This window comes from Kineococcus esterisolvens (genome assembly GCF_050871405.1).
Classification (GTDB): domain Bacteria; phylum Actinomycetota; class Actinomycetes; order Actinomycetales; family Kineococcaceae; genus Kineococcus.
This window is the reverse complement of record NZ_JBJLRI010000054.1, coordinates 1-19,570: the sequence shown is the minus strand read 5'-3', so window position 1 is coordinate 19,570 and position 19,570 is coordinate 1. Positions and strand designations below refer to the sequence as shown.

Sequence of the window (19,570 nt, the reverse complement as noted above, 5' to 3'; positions counted from 1 at the left end):
CCCAGGATGACCGCGTGACCGCGCTCACCCTGCACCCGGACCGCCTGCTGCCGGCCGACCCCACGACGCGCGGCATCGCGCGCGAGCTGTACCAGCAGGTCCGGGACCTGCCGATCACCTCCCCGCACGGGCACGTGCCGGCGCGGTGGCTGGCCGAGGACGCCGCGTTCGAGGACCCCACGTCGCTGCTCCTGACACCCGACCACTACGTCACCCGCCTCCTGCACGCGCAGGGCGTGAGCCTCGCCGACCTGGGGGTGGGGGTGGCGGACCCGACGCCGCAGCAGCGGCGCGGGGCGTTCCGGCTGCTGTGCGCGCACTGGCCGGTCTTCCGCGGCACTGCGGTCAAGACGTGGCTGGAGGCGCAGCTCGTCGAGGTCTTCGGCGTCGACGTCGTCCCCTCCGCCCGGACCGCGGACGACGTGTACGACGCGATCGCCGAGCGGCTGCGCACCCCGCAGTTCCGCCCGCGGGCCCTCTTCCAGCGCTTCGGCATCGACGTGCTGGCCACCACCGACGACCCGTGCGACGACCTGCGCCACCACCGGGCGCTGCTGGACGACCCGCAGTGGGGCGGGCGCGTGGTCCCCACCTTCCGGCCCGACGCGTACCTCGAGGCGGGCCGGCCGGGCTGGGGCGAGCGCGTCGAGGCGCTGGGCGCCTGCGCCGGCGTGGACACCGGCACCCCGGCCGGCTGGGTGGCGGCCATGGTCGAGCGCCGCGCCTTCTTCCGCGCCCACGGCGCCGTCTCCAGCGACCACGCGCACGCCGACGCCCGCGCCGAACCGCTGGAGGCGCGCGAGGCGGAGCGGCTCTACGCCGCCGCCCGCGCGGGGCGGACCACCCCTGCCGAGGCCGACGCGCTGCGCCGGCACCTGCTGTTCGAGCAGGCGCGCATGGCCGCCGACGACGGCATGGTCATGACGCTGCACCCGGGAGTGTGCCGCGACCACCACGCCGCCACCGCGCAGCGGTACGGCACGGACGTCGGCGCGGACATCCCCACGACCGTCGAGTTCACCCGCGCCCTGCGGCCCGTGCTCGACGCGTTCGGCACCTCGCCCGGCTTCCAGCTCGTCCTCTTCACGATCGACGAGACGACGTGCTCGCGGGAGCTGGCGCCGCTGGCCGGGTTCTACCCGTCCGTGTACGTGGGCGCCCCCTGGTGGTTCATCGACGCCCCCGACGCGATCACCCGCTACCGCCGGGCGGTCACCGAGACGGCCGGCTTCGCGCGGACCTCCGGCTTCATCGACGACACGCGCGCCTTCCTGTCCATCCCCGCGCGGCACGACACCAACCGCCGGGTCGAGTGCGGCTACCTCGCCGAACTGGTCGCCCAGCACCGCCTCACCCTGGACGAGGCCGCGGAGACGGCCGTGGACCTGGTCGTCGCCCGGCCCCGGGAGGCCTTCAAGCTGTGAGCGGCCCGCGCGCGGAGCTCGCGCCGAGGTGCCGCGCCGGCAGCCGTGGGGTAGGGATTCGGGGTGAGCACACAGGCGGGGACCACCCCGGAGGTCCAGGTCACGGGCCTCAGACGCGCGATCAGCGGCAAGCTGCTGTTCCTCTTCATCCTCGGCGACGTCCTCGGCGCCGGCATCTACGCCCTCGTCGGCGTGCTGGCCGGGGAGGTCGGCGGCGCGATCTGGGTGCCGTTCACCGTGGCCCTGGTCCTGGCGACGCTGACGGCCGCCTCCTACGCGGAGCTGGTCACCAAGTACCCGAAGGCCGGGGGAGCGGCGGTGTTCGCGCAGCGCGCCTTCCGGCGGCCGGTCGTCTCCTTCCTCGTCGGCTTCTCCATGCTCGCCGCGGGTGTCACCAGCGTCGCCGGGCTGGCGATCGCGTTCTCCGGCGACTACCTCGGCGCGCTCGTGGACGTGCCGGCCCTGCCGGCCGCGCTGGTCTTCTTGGCCCTCGTGGCGCTGCTCAACATGCGCGGGATCAAGGACTCGCTGCGCGCCAACGTCGCCATGACGGTGATCGAGGTCGGCGGCCTGCTGCTGATCGTGGCCCTCGCCGCGGTGGTGCTGGGCCGCGGTGACGGCGACCCCGCCCGCACCCTGGAGTTCGCGCCCGGTCGGTCGGCCGTCGCCGGGATCCTCGCCGCCTCCGTGCTGGCCTTCTACTCCTTCGTCGGTTTCGAGACCTCCGCGAACGTCGCCGAGGAGGCCGTGGACCCCTCGCGCACCTACCCGCGCGCCCTGTTCGGCGGCCTGGCCGTCGCCGGCGTCGTGTACGTGCTCGTCGGCCTGGCGGTCTCCACCGCGGTGGCGCCGGACCGGATCGCCTCGTCCTCGGGGCCGCTGCTGGAGGTCGTGCGGGTCGCCGACGTCGGCCTGCCCGGGTGGCTGTACTCGCTGATCGCGCTCATCGCCGTCGCCAACGGCGCACTGCTGACCGCGATCATGTGCAGCCGACTAACCTACGGCATGGCCGAGGAGGGGCTGCTGCCGCGCGTGCTGGGCCGCGTCCTGCCGAACCGCCGCACCCCGTGGGTGGCGATCGTCGTGACCACCCTGGTGTCGATGGCGCTGATCCTCACCGGCGACCTCGCCGACCTCGCCGCGACCGTCGTGCTGCTGCTGCTGTTCGTGTTCATCAGCACGAACGTCGCCGTGCTGGTCCTGCGCCGCGACCGCGTCGGTCACCGGCACTACCGCGCCCCCACCGTCCTGCCGGTGCTCGGCGTCGTCGCCTGCGTGGCGCTGCTGACCCAGCAGGAGGCCGGCGTGTGGCTGCGCGCCGCGATCCTCCTCGCCGTCGGCGCGCTGCTGTACGCGGTGGCCCGCCGTGCCGTGCCCGCCGAGCAGCGGGCGCGCGCCGGCCGCTGACCCGCCCACCCGCCCACCGGGACACCGGGACACCGGGACACCGGGACGACGACGGCCCCGCCCCTCGAGCAGAGGGGCGGGGCCGTCGTCGTGTCGCGGAGCGGTGGGCTCAGAAGGCGGCGGGGTCGGTGCCGGCGCGCACACCGGTGCCGGTGCGCTGCTCCTGCGCCGCGCGGGACGCCTGCTGCTGCTGCTGAGCGCGCTGCTGCTCCATCGCCTGGGCGTACTGCTGCTTCACCGCGTCCATGTCCAGCGCGCGGACCTGGTCGATGAGCTGCTCCAGGGCGGCTTCCGGCAGCGCACCCGGCTGGCCGAACACGGGGATGCCGTCGCGGTACGCCACGAGCGTCGGGATCGACGTGATGCCGTACCGGGCGGCCAGCTGCTGCTGGTCCTCCGTGTCCACCTTCGTGAACGCGATGTCGGTGTGCTTCTCCGACGCGCGCTCGAACACCGGCCCGAACTGGCGGCACGGGCCGCACCACTCCGCCCAGAAGTCGATCAGGACGATGCCGTCCTTGACGGTCTCGTCGTGCGTCTCCAGGGTCAGCGCCTGAGTGCTCATGCCTGCACCCAACCACGGCGACGCCGGGAGGCTTCCCGGCACCTCCTCGACGGGACCGGCCCGGCGTGGCCGGCGGCCCGGTTCAGCGGGGCCGGCGGCCCGTGAGGGCCAGCAGCTCCTCCTGCGCGCTCGCGTCCTGCGGTGCGGGCAGCGCGGGGCCGAAGACGCCCCACGCGCGCCACTCCTCGGCGTGGACCCGCAGGTACGACAGCAGCGGGTCCACCAGCGCCGGCTCCAGCCGGTCGTCCACGCCGATCAGCCGCGCGATCTCCACCGCCCGCAGCGCGCGGAAGGAGATCACCTGCCACAGGTAGTCGCGGGCGCTGTAGTCGCCGAAGGAGCAGTGCACGGTGCGGTCCAGGTCGTCCAGGGCGCGCGCGGCGGCGATCGCGTCCTGCGCGATCCGCTCGAACGCGGCGACCGGGTCGGCGCCCAGCAGGTCGCCGCGGTGGGCGTCCTCGCCGACCTCGGCCATCGTGCGCCCGGCGAGCATCGCCGGCACCCACGCGTCGTCGTAGGCGTGGTAGCCCACCAGTTCACGCAGCGTCGGGTCGCTGCCGGGGTCGCTCGTGGTCACGACGCCGCGGGTGCGCAGGTCCCACTGGTCCTCGCGGACCTGCCGGACCACGGCCAGCAGCGCCTCGTCCGCCAGCACGAAGACGGTGCGCTCGTCGGTGCCCGCGGGGGCGGTGGTGGTCTGGGGGGTGGTCGTCCCGGTCACGGTGTCCTCCTCGTCGATGGGGTGCTCCGCAGTGCGGTGATCGCCACGCTAGGGACGAAAGGCGTCAGGACGTGTCGGGCTTCGGGACGGGTCCCGCCGACGCACCGGCCGGATCCTGAGTTGCCGACCCGCCCGTGCGGTGATCGACTGTTCCCGGAGCGAGCGTTCCCGCCCGCGGTCGAGCAGGTGCCGCGCCGGGCGGCTCACTCGCCGCGCACCGCCGCAGTCGAAACACCGGGCTGACGGCCCACGGCGCCCACCGCGCCGCGGGAACCCGCTCCCCACCGACGAAAGACCCCCGTCAGCAGACGAGGGCCCCGCACGACGAACCACGGGAGACCACATGGCAACGACCGGACCGAACGACCTCGCCCGCGACACCCGCCGCGCCAGCGGCAAGGGCCTCGGTGTCGCCGCCCTCGGCGTCGTCGTCCTCAACATCTCCCCGTTCCTGGACTGGGTGCAGTTCGACGGCACCGCCCAGGGGCGCGTCGGCTACGAGACCGACTCCCTCGTGCCCTTCACCGCCTACCTCGGCATCGGCTTCCTGCTGGCGCTGGCGTACGCCCACAAGCGCGCCCGCCGCGGTCAGCACCGCGGCCTGACCCTGGCCTCCATGGCCGTGGCGCTGGCCACGACCCTGCAGTGCATCGCCTTCGCCGTGCACCCCATGGGTGGGCTGGAGCGCGGTGACGCCCTCACCCCGGAGATCGGCGTCTACGTCGGCATCCTCGGTGCGGCGATCTGGGCGATCGGCTCCGGTCTGCTCGCCAAGGAGGTCGAGGGTGACGACGACACCGTCGACGTCCGCCCCGGGATGGACCGCGCCGCCCGCAGCTGAGCCACGCCGCCAGGGCCCCTCACCGCAGCAGCGGTGAGGGGCCCTGCTCGTACAGGCAGGCCGTCGCCCGCGCTCTCGCGGCGACGGCCTCCCGCACGTCCGCGGGCGCGAGGACCTCCACGTCGGGACCGAAACCCAGCAGCGTCGTCAGCGCCCACTCGCGCGCGTCGAAGGCCACCAGCAGCTCCACCCGGCCCGCCGCGTCGAGCGGCAGGCCGTCCGCCACCACCGGCAGGTGCGGCTGCGCCGACGCCGACGCGACCCGCCGCAGGCCGGGCAGCGCCCGCGGGTGCGCCCGCACCGTCACCTCCAGCGCCTCGCGCGCCGCCTCGGCCCGCGCCAGGTGCTCGCGCCAGGCCCGGTCCAGGTCGAAACCCGCCGGCCGCCGCACCGGTTCGTCCAGCACCCGCACCGCGTCCAGCCGCGACACCCGGTAGGTGCGCAGTTCCCCCTCCCGCTGCGCCAGCAGGTACCACTCGCCCTTCAGCACCAGACCCAGCGGGTCCAGGACGCGTTCGGTGGTCTCCCCGGTGCGTCGGTGGTGGCGCACCCGCACCCGGCGGTCGTCCCACACCGCCCGCGCCAGCGCCACCAGCGCCGGCGCCGGCTCGGCCGTGCCGAACCACCGGTCGGTGTCCAGGTGGAAGCGTGAGGACACCCGCTGCGCGCGCTCGCGACCCTCCGGGGTGGTGCCGGCCAGCAGCTTCAGCTGCGCCCCGCCCACCACGTCGGCGAACCCCAGGTCCTGCGCGACGCCGCCCAGGCCCAGGAACGTGACCGCCTCGGCCTCCGCGGCCGACAGCCCGCTCGTGCGGTGCCGGTAGCCGTCGGCGATGCGGTACCCGCCGGCGACACCGCGCACCGACACCACCGGCACCCCCGCCGCGACCAGTTCGGCGACGTCGCGCTGCACGGTGCGCTCGGACACCTCGAGGCGCTCGGCCAGCTCCCGGGCCGTCACCAGCGGCCGCGTCTGCAGGAGCATCGCCATCGTCAGCAGCCGGGCCGCGCGCACCGGCCCAGCATGGCCTCACCCCGCGCGCAGTCGGTACCCCGTGCGGGCCCGTGCGCCCGCGGCGGGCTGCTCAGCCGCGCAGCGGGGACAGCGCCAGGTCGCCGGCGCCGCCGACCTCCACGACCGCCAGCGCCTCCACCCGCCCCGCCACCGGGAGCAGTTCGCGCAGCGCCGCCACCGCCGGGACCGGCCGCACGCGCCGCGCCAGCGTGCAGTGCGGCACCCACCGCCCCGGCCCGGCCGCGGGGAACGCGTTCACCAGCCCCGCCGACGCCAGGGCGGCGCTCGCGGTGGCGTGCCAGTCGCTCAGGGGACCGGCCTCGCCGCACCCCGCCCACAGCACCGCGCCGCGCCCGAAGGTGCCGGCCCGGTCCAGCACCACCTCCACCGCGGGCAGCCGCGCCGCGGCCGATGCCACCGCCGCGGTGAACGGTGCCGTACCTTCCCGCGGGCAGGGGGAGCCCAGCAGGGTCAGGTGCGGGCGGTGCCGGGGCTCCGCCGGGACGCGCACACCGGCGGCGCGCAGGCCCCCGCGCACCTCCTCCAGCGCCCGGTCCAGGTCCGCGCCGAACGCGGCGCACACCGCCAGGGTGCGCTCGCGGGGTGCTCCGGCCACGCGGGCAGGGTAGGCCGCGGGAGCGGGCCCGCCGGGGCGGGCGCGTGCGCCGCCGGGAGCCTGAGGCACAGTGGGGGGGTGGCGCGGTCCCGGAACACCCTCGTCCGCGCGCTCGTGACGCTCCTGGCGCTCGCGGTCGTCCTCGTCGCGGCCGACCTGGCCGCCCGCGACTGGGCCACCGCCCGCGCCGAGCGCGAGGTGCAGGAACGCCTGGCGCTGCCTCGGCCGCCGCAGGTCGACCTGGCCGGCGGCTCGTTCCTGTGGCAGGCGCTGCGGGGCCGCTACGAGGACGTGACCGTCGCCGCCGACGAGGTCCCCTCCGGTGCACTGACCCTCGACGACGTGCGCGTGCACCTGCCCGCCGTGCACGCGCCGCTGCGCGTCCTGGCGAGCGGCAGCGGCGACGTCGACGTGGCGGCGGGCACGTTCAGCGCCGCGGTGGGTTTCGGGGACCTGGCCACGCAGGTGGACGCCGGGTCGCTGGACGTGGCGCTGTCCCGCGACGGCGAGGACGTGCGGGCCGCCACGACGGTGCGGGTGCTGGGGCTGCGCGTGGAGCTGGCTCTGACCGTGGAGCCACGGCTGGCCGGGGACGCGGTGCGACTGGTGCCGGTGTCGGCGGAGGCCGCCGGGCGGGAGGTCCCGCTCTCGCGGGCCCGGCAGCTGCTGGGCACCGCGGGGGTGGACGTCCTCGACGGCTGGACGGTGCCGCTGGACGACGTCCCCGGTGAGGTGGAGGTGGGCTCGCTGGAGGTGACCGACACGGGCGTGCTGGTGCGCGGGACGGTGCTCGCCACGTCCACGCAGCTGGGCTGAACCCGCCGCCCGCGCGACGGCACCCCGGGGCGCCGTGCGTCCCGGGGTGCCGCGGCTCGGGTGGTTGCCGGTGCTAGAGGCCGATCTTGCCGGCGAGGCCGCCCAGGCCACCACCGCCCCCGCTGCCACCGGTGAACTTCGCGATCAGCTCGGACGGGTCGATGCCGAACCCGCTCAGCAGACCCGAGTCCTTCTCCGTGTCGACCTGGCCCGGCAGCTGGGAGTCGGCCTCCTGCGCCTTGCCGTCGTCGTTGAACTTCTCCCGGATGAGCTGGAGGACCATTTCCTTGGGGATCTGCACGTGCTGCCTCCTGCCTGGTGGACCACCGTCCGTGGACGCCGTCGCACCCAGCCTGCCGCCGCCGCCGCATCGGCGCACCCGGAGCGCTCAGGACGTCGCGGCACGCACCGCCTCCTCGATCGCGGTGGTCTGCGCGCGCGCCGGGTAGGTGGCGGGGTCGGCCGCGGCCAGGGCGTTCAGCCCCTCCACGAGGGCGACCAGGCCGCGGGCGCGGGCCGCGCGCTGGACGCGCGGCAGCTCCGGGTGCGCCTCGCCCAGCAGGCGTTCCACCCGCCGGACGAACACCCGGTTGTTCTCCCGGTGCGCCCGGGCCAGTTCGGCGTCGGAGGCCGCCGCGGCCAGGAACGCCACCCACACCCGCGCGTCCTCGCGGTCGGCGGGCGTCAGGCAGGCGGCCCGGAGCAGCACGGCGCGCAGCCGGCCGGCGGGGTCCGGGGCGGCCGACTCGGCCGCGTCGGCCCTGCGGGCGGCGCGCTCGTGCAGCAGCGTGCGCGCGTGCAGCAGCAGGGCGCGCTTGTCGGCGAAGGTGTGCATGAGCAGGCCCGTGGTGCAGCCGGCGCGCTCGGCGACCGCGCGCAGCGTCAGCCCGCCCAGGCCCTGCTCCGCGAGCACGGCCCAGGTGGCCGCCGACAGCCGTTCCCGCTGCCCGTCCACATCGCGTCTCCTCGGCACCGGGCCACCGTAGCGGAACACCTGTTACCGTAACGGACGTTACGGATCGAGGGTGGGAGGAACCGGTGGGAAGGTGGCGGATCGCCGCGGAGGACTGGGACGCGCCCGACGGCGCTGCGCTGCGCGCCGCCCAGCGCGCCGAGCTGGACGCCCGGTACGGCTCCGACGACCACGAGCCCGGCGCGGCCCCCACCGCCGCCGACGTGGCCGTGTTCCTCGTCGCCCGCGACGAGCACGGCCTCGCCGTCGCGTGCGGCGGGTTGCGGCCGCTGGGGCCGGGCACCGCGGAACTCAAGCGCATGTACGTGCGCCCCGCGCTGCGCGGCAGCGGTGTCGCCACCGCCGTGCTGCGCGAGCTGGAACGTGCAGCCGGGCGGCTGGGGGTGACGCGGCTGGTGCTGGAGACGGGGACCGCTCAACCGGAGGCCGTGCGGTTCTACGAGCGCGAGGGGTACGTGCGCATCGAGAACTACGGCCCCTACGCCGGTGAACCCCTCTCCGTCTGCTACGCGTGCGACCTGGTGGCCGCGCGGTCGTGAGCGGGCCGGGGGGTCAGCGGTCCACCACGAGCAGCGTGTTGCCGTCCGGGTCCCGCAGCGTCGTGAAGAAGCACGACGCCTCGTCCCCCTCCACCTCCGAGCAGGGCGAACCCGCCGCGGCGCAACGCTCCCGGAAACCCGACAGGTCCTGCACCCGGAAGCTCACCGGCGCCCACGGCAGCCCCGGCCGGGCGCTGATCCCGCTGGCCGGGCCCAGCAGCGTCAGCACCCGGCCGTCGGGGTCGCGCAGCACCGCGGCGTGCCCGCCGGCCTGCACCACCTCCAGCTCGAAGCGGTCGCGGTACCAGCCCGCCGCGGCGGCGGTGTCGTGGACGGGCAGGAACACGGAGGCGATCGTCGTGGTCATGCGCGCACCGTAGCCACGGGCGCCGACACGACGCGGCGGACCGGGCGGTGGGGTGACGCGTTCCTGGAGCGGGGGTGAACCCCCGCCCACCTGCACGTGGGGATCCCCTCACGGTGGACTCACCCGCCTCTCACGCAGCCCGGCCAGCGTGGTGGGCGTCCGGCGGACCGCCGGCCCCGTCCACAGGAGGAACCCGTGACCGTCCACGCCGCACCCCTCACCCGGCGCCTGCTGCGCGCCAAGCGCTCCTTCACCACCCGCCACGTCGACCTCGCCACCGCTGCCGCGGTCGACCCGGGTGTCGTTCCCGCGGCCGGGGACGTCGTCCTGGCGCGGGTCGCCGAGCTCGGTCACCACAAGCGGCTGGAGAGCCCGCACGGCCGCCGGCGCCTGCTGTTCCCCGGCGACGAGGTGGTCGTCGCCTACGGCCACCGGTACGCCCCCGACCAGTTCGAGGCCGCCGTCCCCGCCGACCTCGGCCCCTGCCACCTCGTCGCCGCCGGCGGGATCGCCGCCCGCGTGGAGCACGCGCACAGCGCCGTGCAGGCGGCCACCCGCCTCGAGCCCGTCGGGCTGCTCACCGACGCCGGCGGGCGGGTGGTGAACCTGCGCGACCACCGCCCGTCCCCGCCGCCCCCCACCGGCCCGCGCCCCCCGCTCGTGGCCGTCGTCGGCACGTCCATGAACTCGGGCAAGACCACCACCGCCGCGGCCCTCGTGCGCGGCCTGACCGCAGCCGGGTTCCGCGTCGGCGCTGCGAAGGCCACCGGTACCGGCGCAGGCGGCGACCTGTGGCTGTTCACCGATTCAGGTGCCTGGACCGTCGCGGACTTCACCACCGCCGGCCTGCCCAGCACCTACCGCGCCGGGCACGCCAAGGTCCTGCGCGTCTTCGGCGAGGTCACCGACGCACTCGCAGGCTGCGACGTCGGGGTCCTCGAGGTCGCCGACGGCGTGTTCCAGGACGAGACCGCCCGGCTCGTCACCGACCCGCTGTTCCGGGACCGGGTGGACGCCACCGTGTTCGCCGCCGGCGACGCCCTCGGCGCGAGCGCCGGTGTGCAGTGGATGCGCCGGCACGGCCTGGCCCCCCTGGCCGTGTCCGGCCTGCTGACCGCCAGCCCGCTGGCCGCGCGGGAAGCGCGCGCCGCCACCGGCACGCCGGTGTGGGACCTCGCCCACCTGGCCGACCCCGACCGGGCGCTCGCCACCGCCGGCCGCCTGGCCCCGCACCTGGGCCCCCGGGCGCTCACGGCCGTCCCGGTGCCGGCGTGAGCACCCGCCCCGGGCCGCGCGGCGGCCCCGCCCCCGCCCTGCCCCCCGTCGTCGCCGGTCCCCGCCGCCGGCTGTTCGCCCAGCTCCTCGCCGTCGGCGCGGGGCAGGCGGTGTGCGCGGTGTCCACCGCCCTGCTGGTGCGCCGCGCGTTCGACGTCCTCGTGGACCGGGCAGGCACCCCCGTGCGGCCCGTCGCCGTGGTGGTCCTCGCGGGCGGCCTGCTGCTGTGCGTGGCGGCCACGGGGGTGCTGCGCGCTGCCGAGCGCGTCACCGCCGAGCGGCTCGGCCAGGACTACGCCCTGCACGTGCGCGAGGCCCTCTTCGCCCACCTCGTGCGGGTGCCCGCCCGCGAGCTGGGCCGCCTGGGCCGCGGCGGGGTGCTGATGCGGTTCGTCGGCGACCTGTCGGCGCTGCGCACCTGGGTCAGCCTGGGCCTGGCGCGTCTGCTGGTCGGGGGCTGCGTCACGGTGCTGTGCACCGCGGCGCTGTGCGTCCTGGACCCCCGGCTCGGCGGCGCCGTCGGCGGCGTGGTGCTCGCCGGAGCCGTCGCCACGTGGGCGTTGAACCCGCGGCTCACGGCGGCCACCCGCACCGCCCGGGACCGTCGCGCCAAGCTCACCGGGGAGGTCGCCGAGCGGCTCGGGCGCGTCGCCGTCGTGCAGGCCGCGGGGCAGGAGCAGCGCGAGGAGCGGCGCGTGCGCCGGCTGGGCGAGCGCGCCGCAGCCGCCGCCACCGACCGCGCCGCGACGGTCGGCGCGGCGCGCGGCACCGCCGAGGCCACCGCCGCCCTGGCCGCCGTGGCAGCGGTGGGTGCCGGGGCCCTGGCGGTGCGCGCGGGCGCCACCACCCCCGGCAGCGTCGTGGCCGCCACGACCGTCGCGGGGCTGCTCGCCGGGCACCTGCGCGACCTGGGGCGGGTCGCCGAGCTGGCCACCGGCGCCCGGGTCGCGCGGGAGGCCGCCCTGCGGTTCCTGGCCGTCCCGGTCCTGCCCACCACCGCGCACGCCCCCGACCTGCGCGTGAGCGCGGGGGAGGTGCGGCTGGAGGGCGTCGGCGTGCACGGTGCCCTGCACGAGGTGACGCTGCGCGCCGCCCCCGGGCGGTGCGTGGCCGTCGTCGGCCCGAACGGCGCCGGCAAGTCCACCCTCGTGGCGCTGCTCGCCCGCCTCGCCGACCCCGACACCGGCCGCGTCCTCGTCGACGGCCAGGACCTGCGCGGCCGCTCCCCGGGGTCCGTGCGCCGCGCCGTCGGCACCGCGACCGCCGACCTGCCCCCCCTGCGCGGCAGCCTGCGCCGCAACGTCACCTACCGGCAACCGCGCTGCGACGCCGCGGAACTGGCGCGCGTGGCGCAGCTGTGCGACCTCGATGCGCTCGCGGCGGAACTCCCCGGCGGCTGGGACGGCGACGTCGGGGAGGGCGGCTCGCGGCTGTCCGCGGGGCAGCGCGCCCGCGTCGTCCTGGCGCGCGCCGCGCTCGGGCGCCCGGCGCTGCTGGTGCTCGACGAGGCCGACGCCCACCTGGACGCCACCGCCGCAGACGTGGTGGACCGCGTCCTGGCCGACCACCGCGGCACGGCCCTCGTCGTCACCCACCGGCGTGAGCTCGCCGAGCGCGCCGACGAGGTGTGGTGCCTCGTCGACGGCCGCGTCGCCGAGACGGGACGGCCCGCCGAGCTCCTGACGCGCGACGGGCCCACCGCGCGCTCGCTCGGCGCCGCCCGCGTCACCGCGTGGGACGCGGGGTGCGCGCACGGTCGGCACCGGTGAGCGCTCCTGCGCAGGAGCGGTGGGGGGCCAGGACGGTCCACACGACCCGCAGGCGCTGGGCGGGGTCCGCGTGCGGGTGGAAGACGACGGAGTCCGTCTGGCCGGCGACGCCGAGGTGCCACACCACGGCGGTGAGCTCCTCCACGGGTGCGGATCCCGCGAGCTCGCCGTCCTCGACGGCTTCGCGCAGGCACCTGCGCACGCAGCCGAACCACTCGTCGGAGTCCGCCTCGTAGACGTCGCGCAGGTGCTCGTGGTGGGCGACGCGCCCCCAGAACGCGATGAGGACCCTCGCCTCGTCCTGCGTGGTCCTGTCGAGGGGGAAGAACTCCTCCAGCAGCACCTGCAGGGCGCTCAGCCCGCGCTTCCCCGCCATCCGCGCGTCGCGGCGGCGCCCGGCCCGGTGGCTGACCTGGCGGGACGCCTCGGCGAGGAGTTCGTCGAAGGTGCCGAAGTAGTGCCACAGCGCCCCGACCGAAACACCCCCGCGCGCGGCCACCGCGCGGGAGGTCGCCGCCTCGAGACCGCCGTCGGCGACGATCGACAGGAAAGCGCCGACGAACTCGTCGCGGCGCTGCTGCCGGTCCACCGCTCGGGGCACCCCCGGATCCTACGACGGCTCTGGGCGTTAACACAGGCCTTACACGAGGGACACTGCCGGGAAACCCCGGGCCGCGAGAGTTCCGCGTGCTGAGCGATCGCTCAAGAAGAGGAGGGCAGTCGTGGCCTGGAGCGCTGTGAGCGCCTTCGTGGGGTTGGTGCTGATCCTCGCGGGAACCCCGAAACTCCTCGCGCCGCGGGCCTTCTCGCGCGTCGTTCGGGGTTTCCGCGTCCTGCCGGACCCCCTCGCCCGTCCCGTGGCGCGCGTCGTGCCCGTCGCCGAGGTGCTCGCCGGAGCCGCGCTCGTCACCGGCGTCGCCACCCCGGTGGCCGCCGCGGCCGCCACCGCCCTGTTCGCGGCGTTCACCGCCGGGCTGGTCGTGAACCTCGCCCGCGGGCGGCGTGACATCGACTGCGGCTGCTTCGGGTTCACGGAACCACCCGCCGGTGAGCTGGCCCGCATCGGCCCGTGGCACGCCCTGCGCGCCGCCGGCCTCGGGGCGGCCTCCGCGGCACTGGTCCTGGCCGCCCCCACCACCCCCGCGGTGGCCGAGAGGTTCCAGGGCGCGTGCCTGGCGGCGGTCGTCGTGCTGCTGGCGCTGGTGGTCGCCCGTGTCGCCCGTGTCGTGGACCGCGGGCCCACCCGCGCGGACACCCACCTGGCCGACGCGTCGGTGCGCTACCGCGCCGCCCTGGCCCGCACCGCCCGCTGAGGTCCCCGAAAGCCCACTCCCCGGCCCGCTCGGCGGGCGCGACGAGACGAGGAAGACCCCGATGACCACGTTCCTGCTCGTGATGACCGGCGTGCTGACCCTGGCGGTGACCGGGCTGCTGCTGATGGTGCTCGCGCTGGCCCGCGAGGTCGGCCGGGTGCAGGTGCGCCTGGGGCCGCTCGGCGCCCGGATGATGGACTCCGGCCCGAAGGTCGAGGAGACCGGCCCGGCGTTCAGCGGGCTGACCGACCACCTCGGCCGCACCGTCAGCGTCGGCGGTCACCGCGGCAAGCCGCAGCTGCTGATGTTCACCGGGCCCAACTGCTCGACCTGCAAGAGCATCCTGCCCGGCATCCGCGCCCTGGCGCGGGCCGAGCGCGACCTGGAGGTCGTCATGGTCTCCGACGGGACGCCCGAGGAGCACGCCGCGTTCCTCGCCGCCGGCAGGATCTCCGACGAGCTCAGCTACGTCGACGCCCGCGACGTGGGCGTCGCCTACCAGGTGGGCACCACCCCCTACGGCGTCGTCCTCGACGAGCACGGCGTCATCCGGGCCAAGGGCCTGTGCAACCACCTGCAGCAGGTGGAGAGCCTGCTCAACGCCCTGGAGACCGGCACCCCCTCCGTGCAGCACCTGCACCGCAACGCCCGGGTGGAGCTCGCCGGCTGAGTTCGACGGCCCCGCGACCCCGCGGGACCAGCGGCAGGACCGATGAGAGGAGAACCGTGCGAGACCCCGACGAGACCCACGAGAAGAAGTTCGCCGTCGACGAGAGGACCGTGCAGGAACAGGCGGACTGGCTGGCGGGCCAGGGCGGGACCCGCACCAGCCGGGTGGCCCGGCGGCTGTCCGAGCGCGTCTCGCGCCGCTCGGCCCTGAGCAAGCTGGGTGCCTGGACGATGGGCCTGACGGGCGTGGCGATGATCGGTGCGCTGCCCGTCACCCGGTCCGCGCAGGCGGCACCGGGTGCCCCGGCCGCACCGGGCGCCGAGCCCCTGCTGCCCGTCTACGACGGCAGCAACCCCGCCGAGTGCGAGTACTGGCGCTGGTGCAACATGGACGGCCGCCCGTGCTCCTCGTGCACGGGCGGCGGGGTGACCACCTGCGCCCCCGGCAGCAAGCCGGGAGCGGAGTTCTGGGTGGGGTGCTGCACCGAACCCACCACCGGCAAGACGTACCTCATCGCCTACTACGACTGCTGCGGCGCCTCCTCGTGCTCGACGAACTACTGCGGTGAGCCCGACGCGCAGGCCGTGATGTACAACCCGGTCTCCGGCAGCTACGACCAGGAGATCATCTGGTGCGTCTCCGACGAGTCGCAGTCCTACACCTGCACCATGGCGCCGATCATCGGTGAGGACTGCACCCCCCGGCCGGCGGCCCGCCCCAAGGTCGGTGCCGGGGCGTGAGCCCCTCCGGCACGCGCCCGGCGCAGACGTTCTCGAAACCCCCCGTCGCGGCGGCGTACGGCCGCCGGGCCCGGCTCGGCGCGTGGGCGTCGGCGCTGGCGGCGGGGCTGGTGCTGGCGGCGCTGGTGGACCCGCACCCCTCGTGGGGACTGCTCGTGCTGCCCGCCGCGCTGCTCTCCGGGATCGGGGCCAGCTGGTCGCCTTGAGGCTACTCGCTGGTCGCCACCACGGTGGCGCCCAAGCCCGCGGTCCGCGGGCGCTCGACACCCGCACGACGGATCCTCTGGTACACGCTGGGACTGCTGCTCACGGCGATCCCCACGGGAGCCGCGGTCGGTGCGCTCGGCGGGGCCCTGCAGGACCTCGGCGCGCGCGTCCCGACGTCGTGGGGCTTCCTCGGCTGGGCCGCGGTCGCCGCCGCGTACGCGCTGCACGAGATGCGCCTGGTCACCCTGCCGCACCCGCAGCGCTCCCGGCAGGTCCCGGCGGGGTGGCGGCGCAAGTACCAGCCGCGCCTGGTCGCCCTCGGGTTCGGTGCCCTCATCGGCCCGGGGTACCTCATCTTCATCCGCACCACCGCCTTCTACCTGCTCACCCTCGCCGTCCTGCTCGCCGGTTCCCCCTGGTGGGGAGCCCTGGGCTGGGCCCTGATGGCCCTGGGCCGCACGGTCTCCTCCTGGGCGGCGCTCCCCAGCGCCCGCCGCGGAGAACTCGACCGGCACCTGGGGCGCACGCTGCTGCTGGACAACCCCGCCCGCCTGCTGGGCGGGGCGGCCCTGGCGCTGCTGGCCGGCGCCGCAGCGGCAGCGGTGCTGTGAACCGCGGCCGGCGGGCGGTCAACCGCCGGCCGCGGCCCCTCGACCGACGAAAGGTGTCCCCCACGTGAAGCTCAGCAGAGCACGCGCCGCGGCGCTGGCCGCACCCATGGTGGCGGTGGTCCTGGCGACCGGCTGCACCGGCGACGACGAACCGGCCGGATCCGCCGCGGCGGCCGCACCGGCCGCCGGCGAACCGACGTTCAGCCCGCCGCCGTACACCACGCCGGGCGAGGGGATCTCCCTCGGCGCGAACGACCAGGAGATCGGCGACACGATCCCCGAACCGCTGCACGTGAGCGAGATCCCCCCGGTCCCCGCCGACCGCATGGTCACCCGGGAGAGCGGCGCCGGCGGCCTGGAGTACGTGTGGGACGTGGTCGACCCGGCCACCGGCGTCGTGGAGTCGCGCATCGCCACCGGCCCCGGGATCTGGGACCCGGTCGTGCACGCCTTCGTCACCGAGTCCTCCGACGAGCCCGCGGTGCTGGCCGCGGAGGTGTGGCGACCCCGCGGGAACCGCGGGCAGGCCAACTTCGTCGTCTCGCGCTACTCCGGGGACCTCCTGGACCCGCAGGAGATCGAGCTGCCCGACACCGCGCGGGTGCACTCCCGCGACGGTTCGCACGCCGTCACGGCCGACCGCGAGTACTTCGTGACCTGGGACGACGGCATGTACGGCCTGCGCGTCGTGGACCTGGAGGCGGGTGAGCAGAGCGGGATGCTCCCGCTCGTCGGGTGCGGCCCCTTCACGTGGGTGGTCGGCCACGACGTCTACTCCGTCTGCGAGGGTTCGAGGGAACTCGTGCGCATCACCATCGGCGAGGACGGCGTGCCCGTCGAGGCCGGCCGCGCCGAGGTCCTGCCCGACGACTTCGTCAGCAACCGCGAGGCCAGCACCGCCGGGGCCGTGGACGCCGGGCTGCTGGTGGGCGCGAACGGCGACGCCTACCTGTTCGACTTCTCCCAGGGCCTGCCCGAGCGGCCCCAGACGCCCCTGGGCAACGTCGGCATCGACTCCGGCCGCTTCGCGGACACGGCCGTGAACGCGGACGCCACGCGCATCGCCGTCGCCTACACCGACAGCGCCGTCCACCCGCACTCCGCCCGCGGCGGCGACGTCGTCCAGGTGCAGCTGCGCGACGCGGCCGGCCTGGCCCCCGTGGCGACCCTGACGCTGGAGTCCCTGGGGATGAGCTCCCTGGACTCCTTCGCGTTCGACACGGCCGGCACCACCCTCTACGTGCTGGGGGAGGGCCCCGAGGTCGACGGGGAGGCGCCGACCCTGCTCAAGGGGTTCGACGCCGCCACCGGCACCGAGAAGAGCTCGGTCGAGATCACCGGCAACGTCGACGACGTGTCCGGCCTGCTCGCGCCCGAGGCCCGCGGATGAGGGCAGCCGCCCGGTGGCAGCGGCGGCGGCGCTCCCCGCTGCTGCCCGCAGGACCCCTCGTGGGCCGCCGGGGCCTCGTGCTCGGCGGGGCGGCCGGCGCCGGGGCGGCGCTCGCCGGCTGCGGCAGCGAGGGACGGGCCGATCCCGGCCCCAGCGCACCCGCCCTGGACCACGTGGCCGCGACCGACCCCGAGGTCGCCGCCGCCGAGGCCCGCCGCAGCGCCTCCGGGCGCACCGTCGACGTCGGCCTCGTCGCACGCGCGACGACCGTGGACCTCGCCGGGCGCGCCGTGGACACGTGGGTGTACGGCGACGGCCTGGCCGCCCCGCAGATCCGCGTCGGGCGCGGCGACCGGTTGCGGGCCGTCGTGCGCAACGAGCTCGCCGAGAGCACCACGGTGCACTGGCACGGCATCGCCTGCCGCAACGACATGGACGGCGCCGCGCCCGCGACCCAGGAGGCGATCGCCCCCGGTGCGGAGTTCACGTACGACTTCATCGTGCCCGACCCGGGGACCTACTGGTACCACTCGCACTCCGGGATGCAGTCCGACCGGGCGATGCTCGGCCCGCTGGTCGTGGAGGACCCCGAGGACTCCTCCGGCGCCGACGAGGAGTTCGTCGTCGTCCTCGACGACTGGGTGGACGGGCTGGGGACCACCCCGGACGCCGTCCTGCAGGCGCTGAACCCCGCCCTCACGGGCGGGCACGGCGGGCACGGCGCCCACGCCGGTCACGGCGCCGCCGCACCGGCCACCCCCTCGGCGAGCGAGGCCGCGACCGCCGCCGGTCTCGTCGCGGGCGACCACGGCAGTTCCGACGCGCTCGGCGGCATGACGGGGCACATCACCTACCCGCTGCACCTGGTCAACGGCCGTCCCCCCGAGGACCCCGCCGTCCTGGAGGCCGCACCGGGTGCCCGCGTGCGCCTGCGCCTGGTCAACGCCGCCGCCGAGACCGCCTACCGCGTCGCGGTGGCCGGGCACGAGATGACCGTGATCGCGGCGGACGGCTTCGACGTGGAACCCGTGGTCACCGACGCCCTCGTCATCGGGTCGGCGCAGCGCTACGACGTGCTCGTCACGGCGCGCTCGGGCGCCTGGCCCGTCGTGGCGGTGGTCGAGGGCCGCAGCGGGCACGCCGCGGCCGTCCTGCGCACCCGGGACGCCACCGGCTCCGCCGGTTCCCTCGCCACGGCCCCGGACCTGCCGGAACTGTCCGGCCGGCTGGTCCTGGAGAGCGAGATGCGGCCCGCCGCCCGGTCCAGGCTGGAGCAGCGCGAACCAGACCGCTCCTACTCGATCGACCTCATCGAGGTCGAGGGCCGCTACGCCTGGGGGATGGCGGGAGCCGACGCCGGGAACCTCGTCATGCGCGAGGGCGAGCGCATCCGCATCACCATGAACAACACCACGTCCATGTGGCACCCGATGCACACCCACGGGCACACCTTCGCGATCCCCGGGTACGGCGGGCTGCGCAAGGACACCGCCCTCGTGCTGCCGGGGCAGTCGATGAGCATCGACTTCGACGCCGACAACCCCGGCGAGTGGATGTTCCACTGCCACAACGTCTACCACTTCGAGGCCGGCATGACGGCCAACATGCGCTACGTCCGATGAGAGGTCCCCACGTGAAGAAGCCCGTCCTCCTCCCCGCCCTCCTGCTGGCCGCGTCCCTGACCGCCTGCGGCGGCAGCGACGCCGCGGCCGACGGCGACGGCCAGCCGGTGGTGCGCGTGGAGGTGAAGGACATGCGGTTCACGCCCGCGGAGATCACCGTGCAGGAGGGCCAGACCGTCGAGTGGGTCTTCGACGACGGCGGCATGCCGCACGACGTCGTGGGCGACGACCTGCCCGGCCTGGGGAGCGAACTGCTGACCAGCGGCACGTACACGTACACGTTCACCGAGGCGGGGGAGTTCGGTTACCACTGCACCCCCCACCCGGACATGACCGGCACGGTCACCGTCGAGGGGTGAGGCGCCGGGCGCTGCTGGGAGCGCTGCTGACGGCCCCGGGTGCGGCCGCCGCCGCGTCCTGCGGGCGGGGCAGCGCGGGGGGGGGGGGGGGGGGGGGGGGGGGGGGGGGGGGGGGGGGGGGGGGGGGGGGGGGGGGGGGGTGGGGGGGGGGGGGGGGGGGGGGGGGGGGGGGGGGGGGGGGGGGGGGGCCGCCGCGGCCGCCGCCCCCCCCGCCGGCGGTCAGCGTCGTGGTGCGGAACATCGCCTTCGACCCCGCCGAGGTCGAGGTCCGCCGCGGCGACGCGGTCGAGTGGGTCTTCGACGACGGGGGGATCCTGCACCAGGTGCGGG

Annotated in this window: 23 protein-coding genes; 15 read left to right on the top strand and 8 right to left on the bottom strand. The window is 76.2% G+C overall.

From position 1 onward, the window contains the following. Nucleotides 1–14: 14 nt before the first annotated feature. The gene (gene uxaC / locus ACRYR8_RS15595) at nt 15–1,424 is read left to right on the top strand and encodes a glucuronate isomerase (protein WP_432485326.1); all 1,410 of its coding nucleotides are present in this window, start codon (nt 15–17) and stop codon (nt 1,422–1,424) included. 63 nt (nt 1,425–1,487) lie between these two features. Continuing rightward, nucleotides 1,488–2,831 carry an APC family permease gene (locus ACRYR8_RS15590; RefSeq protein ID WP_432485325.1) on the top strand — a complete coding sequence of 448 codons (1,344 nt, stop codon included), beginning with the start codon at nt 1,488–1,490 and terminating at the stop codon, nt 2,829–2,831. Between the two features lie 109 nt (nt 2,832–2,940). On the opposite strand, the gene trxA is transcribed toward ACRYR8_RS15590, so the two are convergent. Continuing rightward, nucleotides 2,941–3,396, bottom strand: coding sequence for a thioredoxin (gene trxA, locus ACRYR8_RS15585; RefSeq protein ID WP_432485324.1), 456 nt, complete (start codon nt 3,394–3,396; stop codon nt 2,941–2,943). Nucleotides 3,397–3,478: 82 nt separating this feature from the next. Continuing rightward, nucleotides 3,479–4,117 (bottom strand): DinB family protein, encoded by a 639-nt coding sequence (locus tag ACRYR8_RS15580; RefSeq protein WP_432485323.1) that lies wholly within the window; start codon nt 4,115–4,117, stop codon nt 3,479–3,481. 343 nt (nt 4,118–4,460) lie between these two features. Between ACRYR8_RS15580 and ACRYR8_RS15575 the strand changes: the two genes are divergently transcribed. Further along, nucleotides 4,461–4,958: a hypothetical protein gene (locus tag ACRYR8_RS15575; RefSeq protein ID WP_432485322.1), complete on the top strand. Its 498-nt coding sequence runs from the start codon at nt 4,461–4,463 to the stop codon at nt 4,956–4,958. A gap of 19 nt (nt 4,959–4,977) precedes the next feature. Here the strand turns inward: ACRYR8_RS15575 and ACRYR8_RS15570 are convergent, their stop codons facing one another. After that, nucleotides 4,978–5,973 (bottom strand): helix-turn-helix transcriptional regulator, encoded by a 996-nt coding sequence (locus tag ACRYR8_RS15570; RefSeq protein WP_432485321.1) that lies wholly within the window; start codon nt 5,971–5,973, stop codon nt 4,978–4,980. A 70-nt stretch (nt 5,974–6,043) separates the two neighbouring features. Continuing rightward, nucleotides 6,044–6,589 carry a 2'-5' RNA ligase family protein gene (locus tag ACRYR8_RS15565; RefSeq protein WP_432485320.1) on the bottom strand — a complete coding sequence of 182 codons (546 nt, stop codon included), beginning with the start codon at nt 6,587–6,589 and terminating at the stop codon, nt 6,044–6,046. A 78-nt stretch (nt 6,590–6,667) separates the two neighbouring features. On the opposite strand from ACRYR8_RS15565, the gene ACRYR8_RS15560 reads away from it, so the two are divergent. Beyond that, the gene (locus ACRYR8_RS15560) at nt 6,668–7,405 is read left to right on the top strand and encodes an LmeA family phospholipid-binding protein (protein WP_432485318.1); all 738 of its coding nucleotides are present in this window, start codon (nt 6,668–6,670) and stop codon (nt 7,403–7,405) included. A 73-nt stretch (nt 7,406–7,478) separates the two neighbouring features. On the opposite strand, the gene ACRYR8_RS15555 is transcribed toward ACRYR8_RS15560, so the two are convergent. Next, nucleotides 7,479–7,706 (bottom strand): hypothetical protein, encoded by a 228-nt coding sequence (locus ACRYR8_RS15555; protein ID WP_432485317.1) that lies wholly within the window; start codon nt 7,704–7,706, stop codon nt 7,479–7,481. A gap of 87 nt (nt 7,707–7,793) precedes the next feature. Next, a complete protein-coding gene (locus ACRYR8_RS15550) occupies nt 7,794–8,378 on the bottom strand; it encodes a TetR/AcrR family transcriptional regulator (protein WP_432485316.1) in 585 nt (194 codons plus the stop codon). Nucleotides 8,379–8,443: 65 nt separating this feature from the next. On the opposite strand from ACRYR8_RS15550, the gene ACRYR8_RS15545 reads away from it, so the two are divergent. Continuing rightward, nucleotides 8,444–8,917, top strand: coding sequence for a GNAT family N-acetyltransferase (locus ACRYR8_RS15545; RefSeq protein ID WP_432485315.1), 474 nt, complete (start codon nt 8,444–8,446; stop codon nt 8,915–8,917). Nucleotides 8,918–8,930: 13 nt separating this feature from the next. Here ACRYR8_RS15545 and ACRYR8_RS15540 read toward each other — a convergent pair whose 3' ends face one another. Further along, nucleotides 8,931–9,284, bottom strand: coding sequence for a VOC family protein (locus tag ACRYR8_RS15540; protein ID WP_432485314.1), 354 nt, complete (start codon nt 9,282–9,284; stop codon nt 8,931–8,933). 195 nt (nt 9,285–9,479) lie between these two features. On the opposite strand from ACRYR8_RS15540, the gene ACRYR8_RS15535 reads away from it, so the two are divergent. Together ACRYR8_RS15535 and ACRYR8_RS15530 are read left to right on the top strand one after the other, a co-directional pair. Further along, complete coding sequence (locus ACRYR8_RS15535; protein WP_432485313.1) at nt 9,480–10,559, top strand: DUF1611 domain-containing protein; 1,080 nt, start codon at nt 9,480–9,482, stop codon at nt 10,557–10,559. Beyond that, nucleotides 10,556–12,328, top strand: a complete 1,773-nt coding sequence (locus tag ACRYR8_RS15530) for an ABC transporter ATP-binding protein (protein ID WP_432485312.1) — start codon at nt 10,556–10,558, stop codon at nt 12,326–12,328. The genes ACRYR8_RS15535 and ACRYR8_RS15530 overlap by 4 nt, the downstream gene beginning before the upstream one ends. On the opposite strand, the gene ACRYR8_RS15525 is transcribed toward ACRYR8_RS15530, so the two are convergent. Continuing rightward, nucleotides 12,285–12,929, bottom strand: coding sequence for a TetR/AcrR family transcriptional regulator (locus ACRYR8_RS15525; RefSeq protein ID WP_432485311.1), 645 nt, complete (start codon nt 12,927–12,929; stop codon nt 12,285–12,287). The two genes, ACRYR8_RS15530 and ACRYR8_RS15525, sit on opposite strands and share 44 nt — an antisense overlap. Nucleotides 12,930–13,050: 121 nt before the next feature. On the opposite strand from ACRYR8_RS15525, the gene ACRYR8_RS15520 reads away from it, so the two are divergent. From ACRYR8_RS15520 to ACRYR8_RS15485, 8 genes are all read left to right on the top strand, one after another. Beyond that, nucleotides 13,051–13,641, top strand: a complete 591-nt coding sequence (locus tag ACRYR8_RS15520; protein WP_432485310.1) for a MauE/DoxX family redox-associated membrane protein — start codon at nt 13,051–13,053, stop codon at nt 13,639–13,641. A gap of 61 nt (nt 13,642–13,702) precedes the next feature. Next, nucleotides 13,703–14,311, top strand: a complete 609-nt coding sequence (locus tag ACRYR8_RS15515) for a redoxin domain-containing protein (protein ID WP_432485308.1) — start codon at nt 13,703–13,705, stop codon at nt 14,309–14,311. Nucleotides 14,312–14,367: 56 nt separating this feature from the next. Continuing rightward, complete coding sequence (locus ACRYR8_RS15510) at nt 14,368–15,051, top strand: methylamine dehydrogenase light chain (protein ID WP_432485306.1); 684 nt, start codon at nt 14,368–14,370, stop codon at nt 15,049–15,051. Then, nucleotides 15,048–15,257, top strand: a complete 210-nt coding sequence (locus ACRYR8_RS15505; RefSeq protein ID WP_432485304.1) for a hypothetical protein — start codon at nt 15,048–15,050, stop codon at nt 15,255–15,257. The genes ACRYR8_RS15510 and ACRYR8_RS15505 overlap by 4 nt, the downstream gene beginning before the upstream one ends. A 24-nt stretch (nt 15,258–15,281) precedes the next feature. Continuing rightward, a complete protein-coding gene (locus tag ACRYR8_RS15500) occupies nt 15,282–15,869 on the top strand; it encodes a hypothetical protein (protein ID WP_432485302.1) in 588 nt (195 codons plus the stop codon). A 106-nt stretch (nt 15,870–15,975) separates the two neighbouring features. Further along, nucleotides 15,976–17,259: a hypothetical protein gene (locus tag ACRYR8_RS15495; protein WP_432485332.1), complete on the top strand. Its 1,284-nt coding sequence runs from the start codon at nt 15,976–15,978 to the stop codon at nt 17,257–17,259. After that, nucleotides 17,256–18,881 (top strand): multicopper oxidase family protein, encoded by a 1,626-nt coding sequence (locus ACRYR8_RS15490; protein ID WP_432485300.1) that lies wholly within the window; start codon nt 17,256–17,258, stop codon nt 18,879–18,881. The genes ACRYR8_RS15495 and ACRYR8_RS15490 overlap by 4 nt, the downstream gene beginning before the upstream one ends. An 11-nt stretch (nt 18,882–18,892) precedes the next feature. Continuing rightward, entirely contained in the window at nt 18,893–19,240 is a 348-nt protein-coding gene (locus tag ACRYR8_RS15485) for a plastocyanin/azurin family copper-binding protein (protein WP_432485298.1), read from the top strand. The last annotated feature ends 330 nt before the right edge of the window (nt 19,241–19,570 follow it).

Bases quoted from the DNA above. Each gene is read 5' to 3' on its own strand.
- trxA (WP_432485324.1), bottom strand. From the start codon at position 3,396: ATGAGCACTCAGGCGCTGACCCTGGAGACGCACGACGAGACCGTCAAG.
- ACRYR8_RS15575 (WP_432485322.1), top strand. From the start codon at position 4,461: ATGGCAACGACCGGACCGAACGACCTCGCCCGCGACACCCGCCGCGCC.
- ACRYR8_RS15540 (WP_432485314.1), bottom strand. From the start codon at position 9,284: ATGACCACGACGATCGCCTCCGTGTTCCTGCCCGTCCACGACACCGCC.
- ACRYR8_RS15515 (WP_432485308.1), top strand. From the start codon at position 13,703: ATGACCACGTTCCTGCTCGTGATGACCGGCGTGCTGACCCTGGCGGTG.
- ACRYR8_RS15495 (WP_432485332.1), top strand. From the start codon at position 15,976: ATGGTGGCGGTGGTCCTGGCGACCGGCTGCACCGGCGACGACGAACCG.
- ACRYR8_RS15490 (WP_432485300.1), top strand. From the start codon at position 17,256: ATGAGGGCAGCCGCCCGGTGGCAGCGGCGGCGGCGCTCCCCGCTGCTG.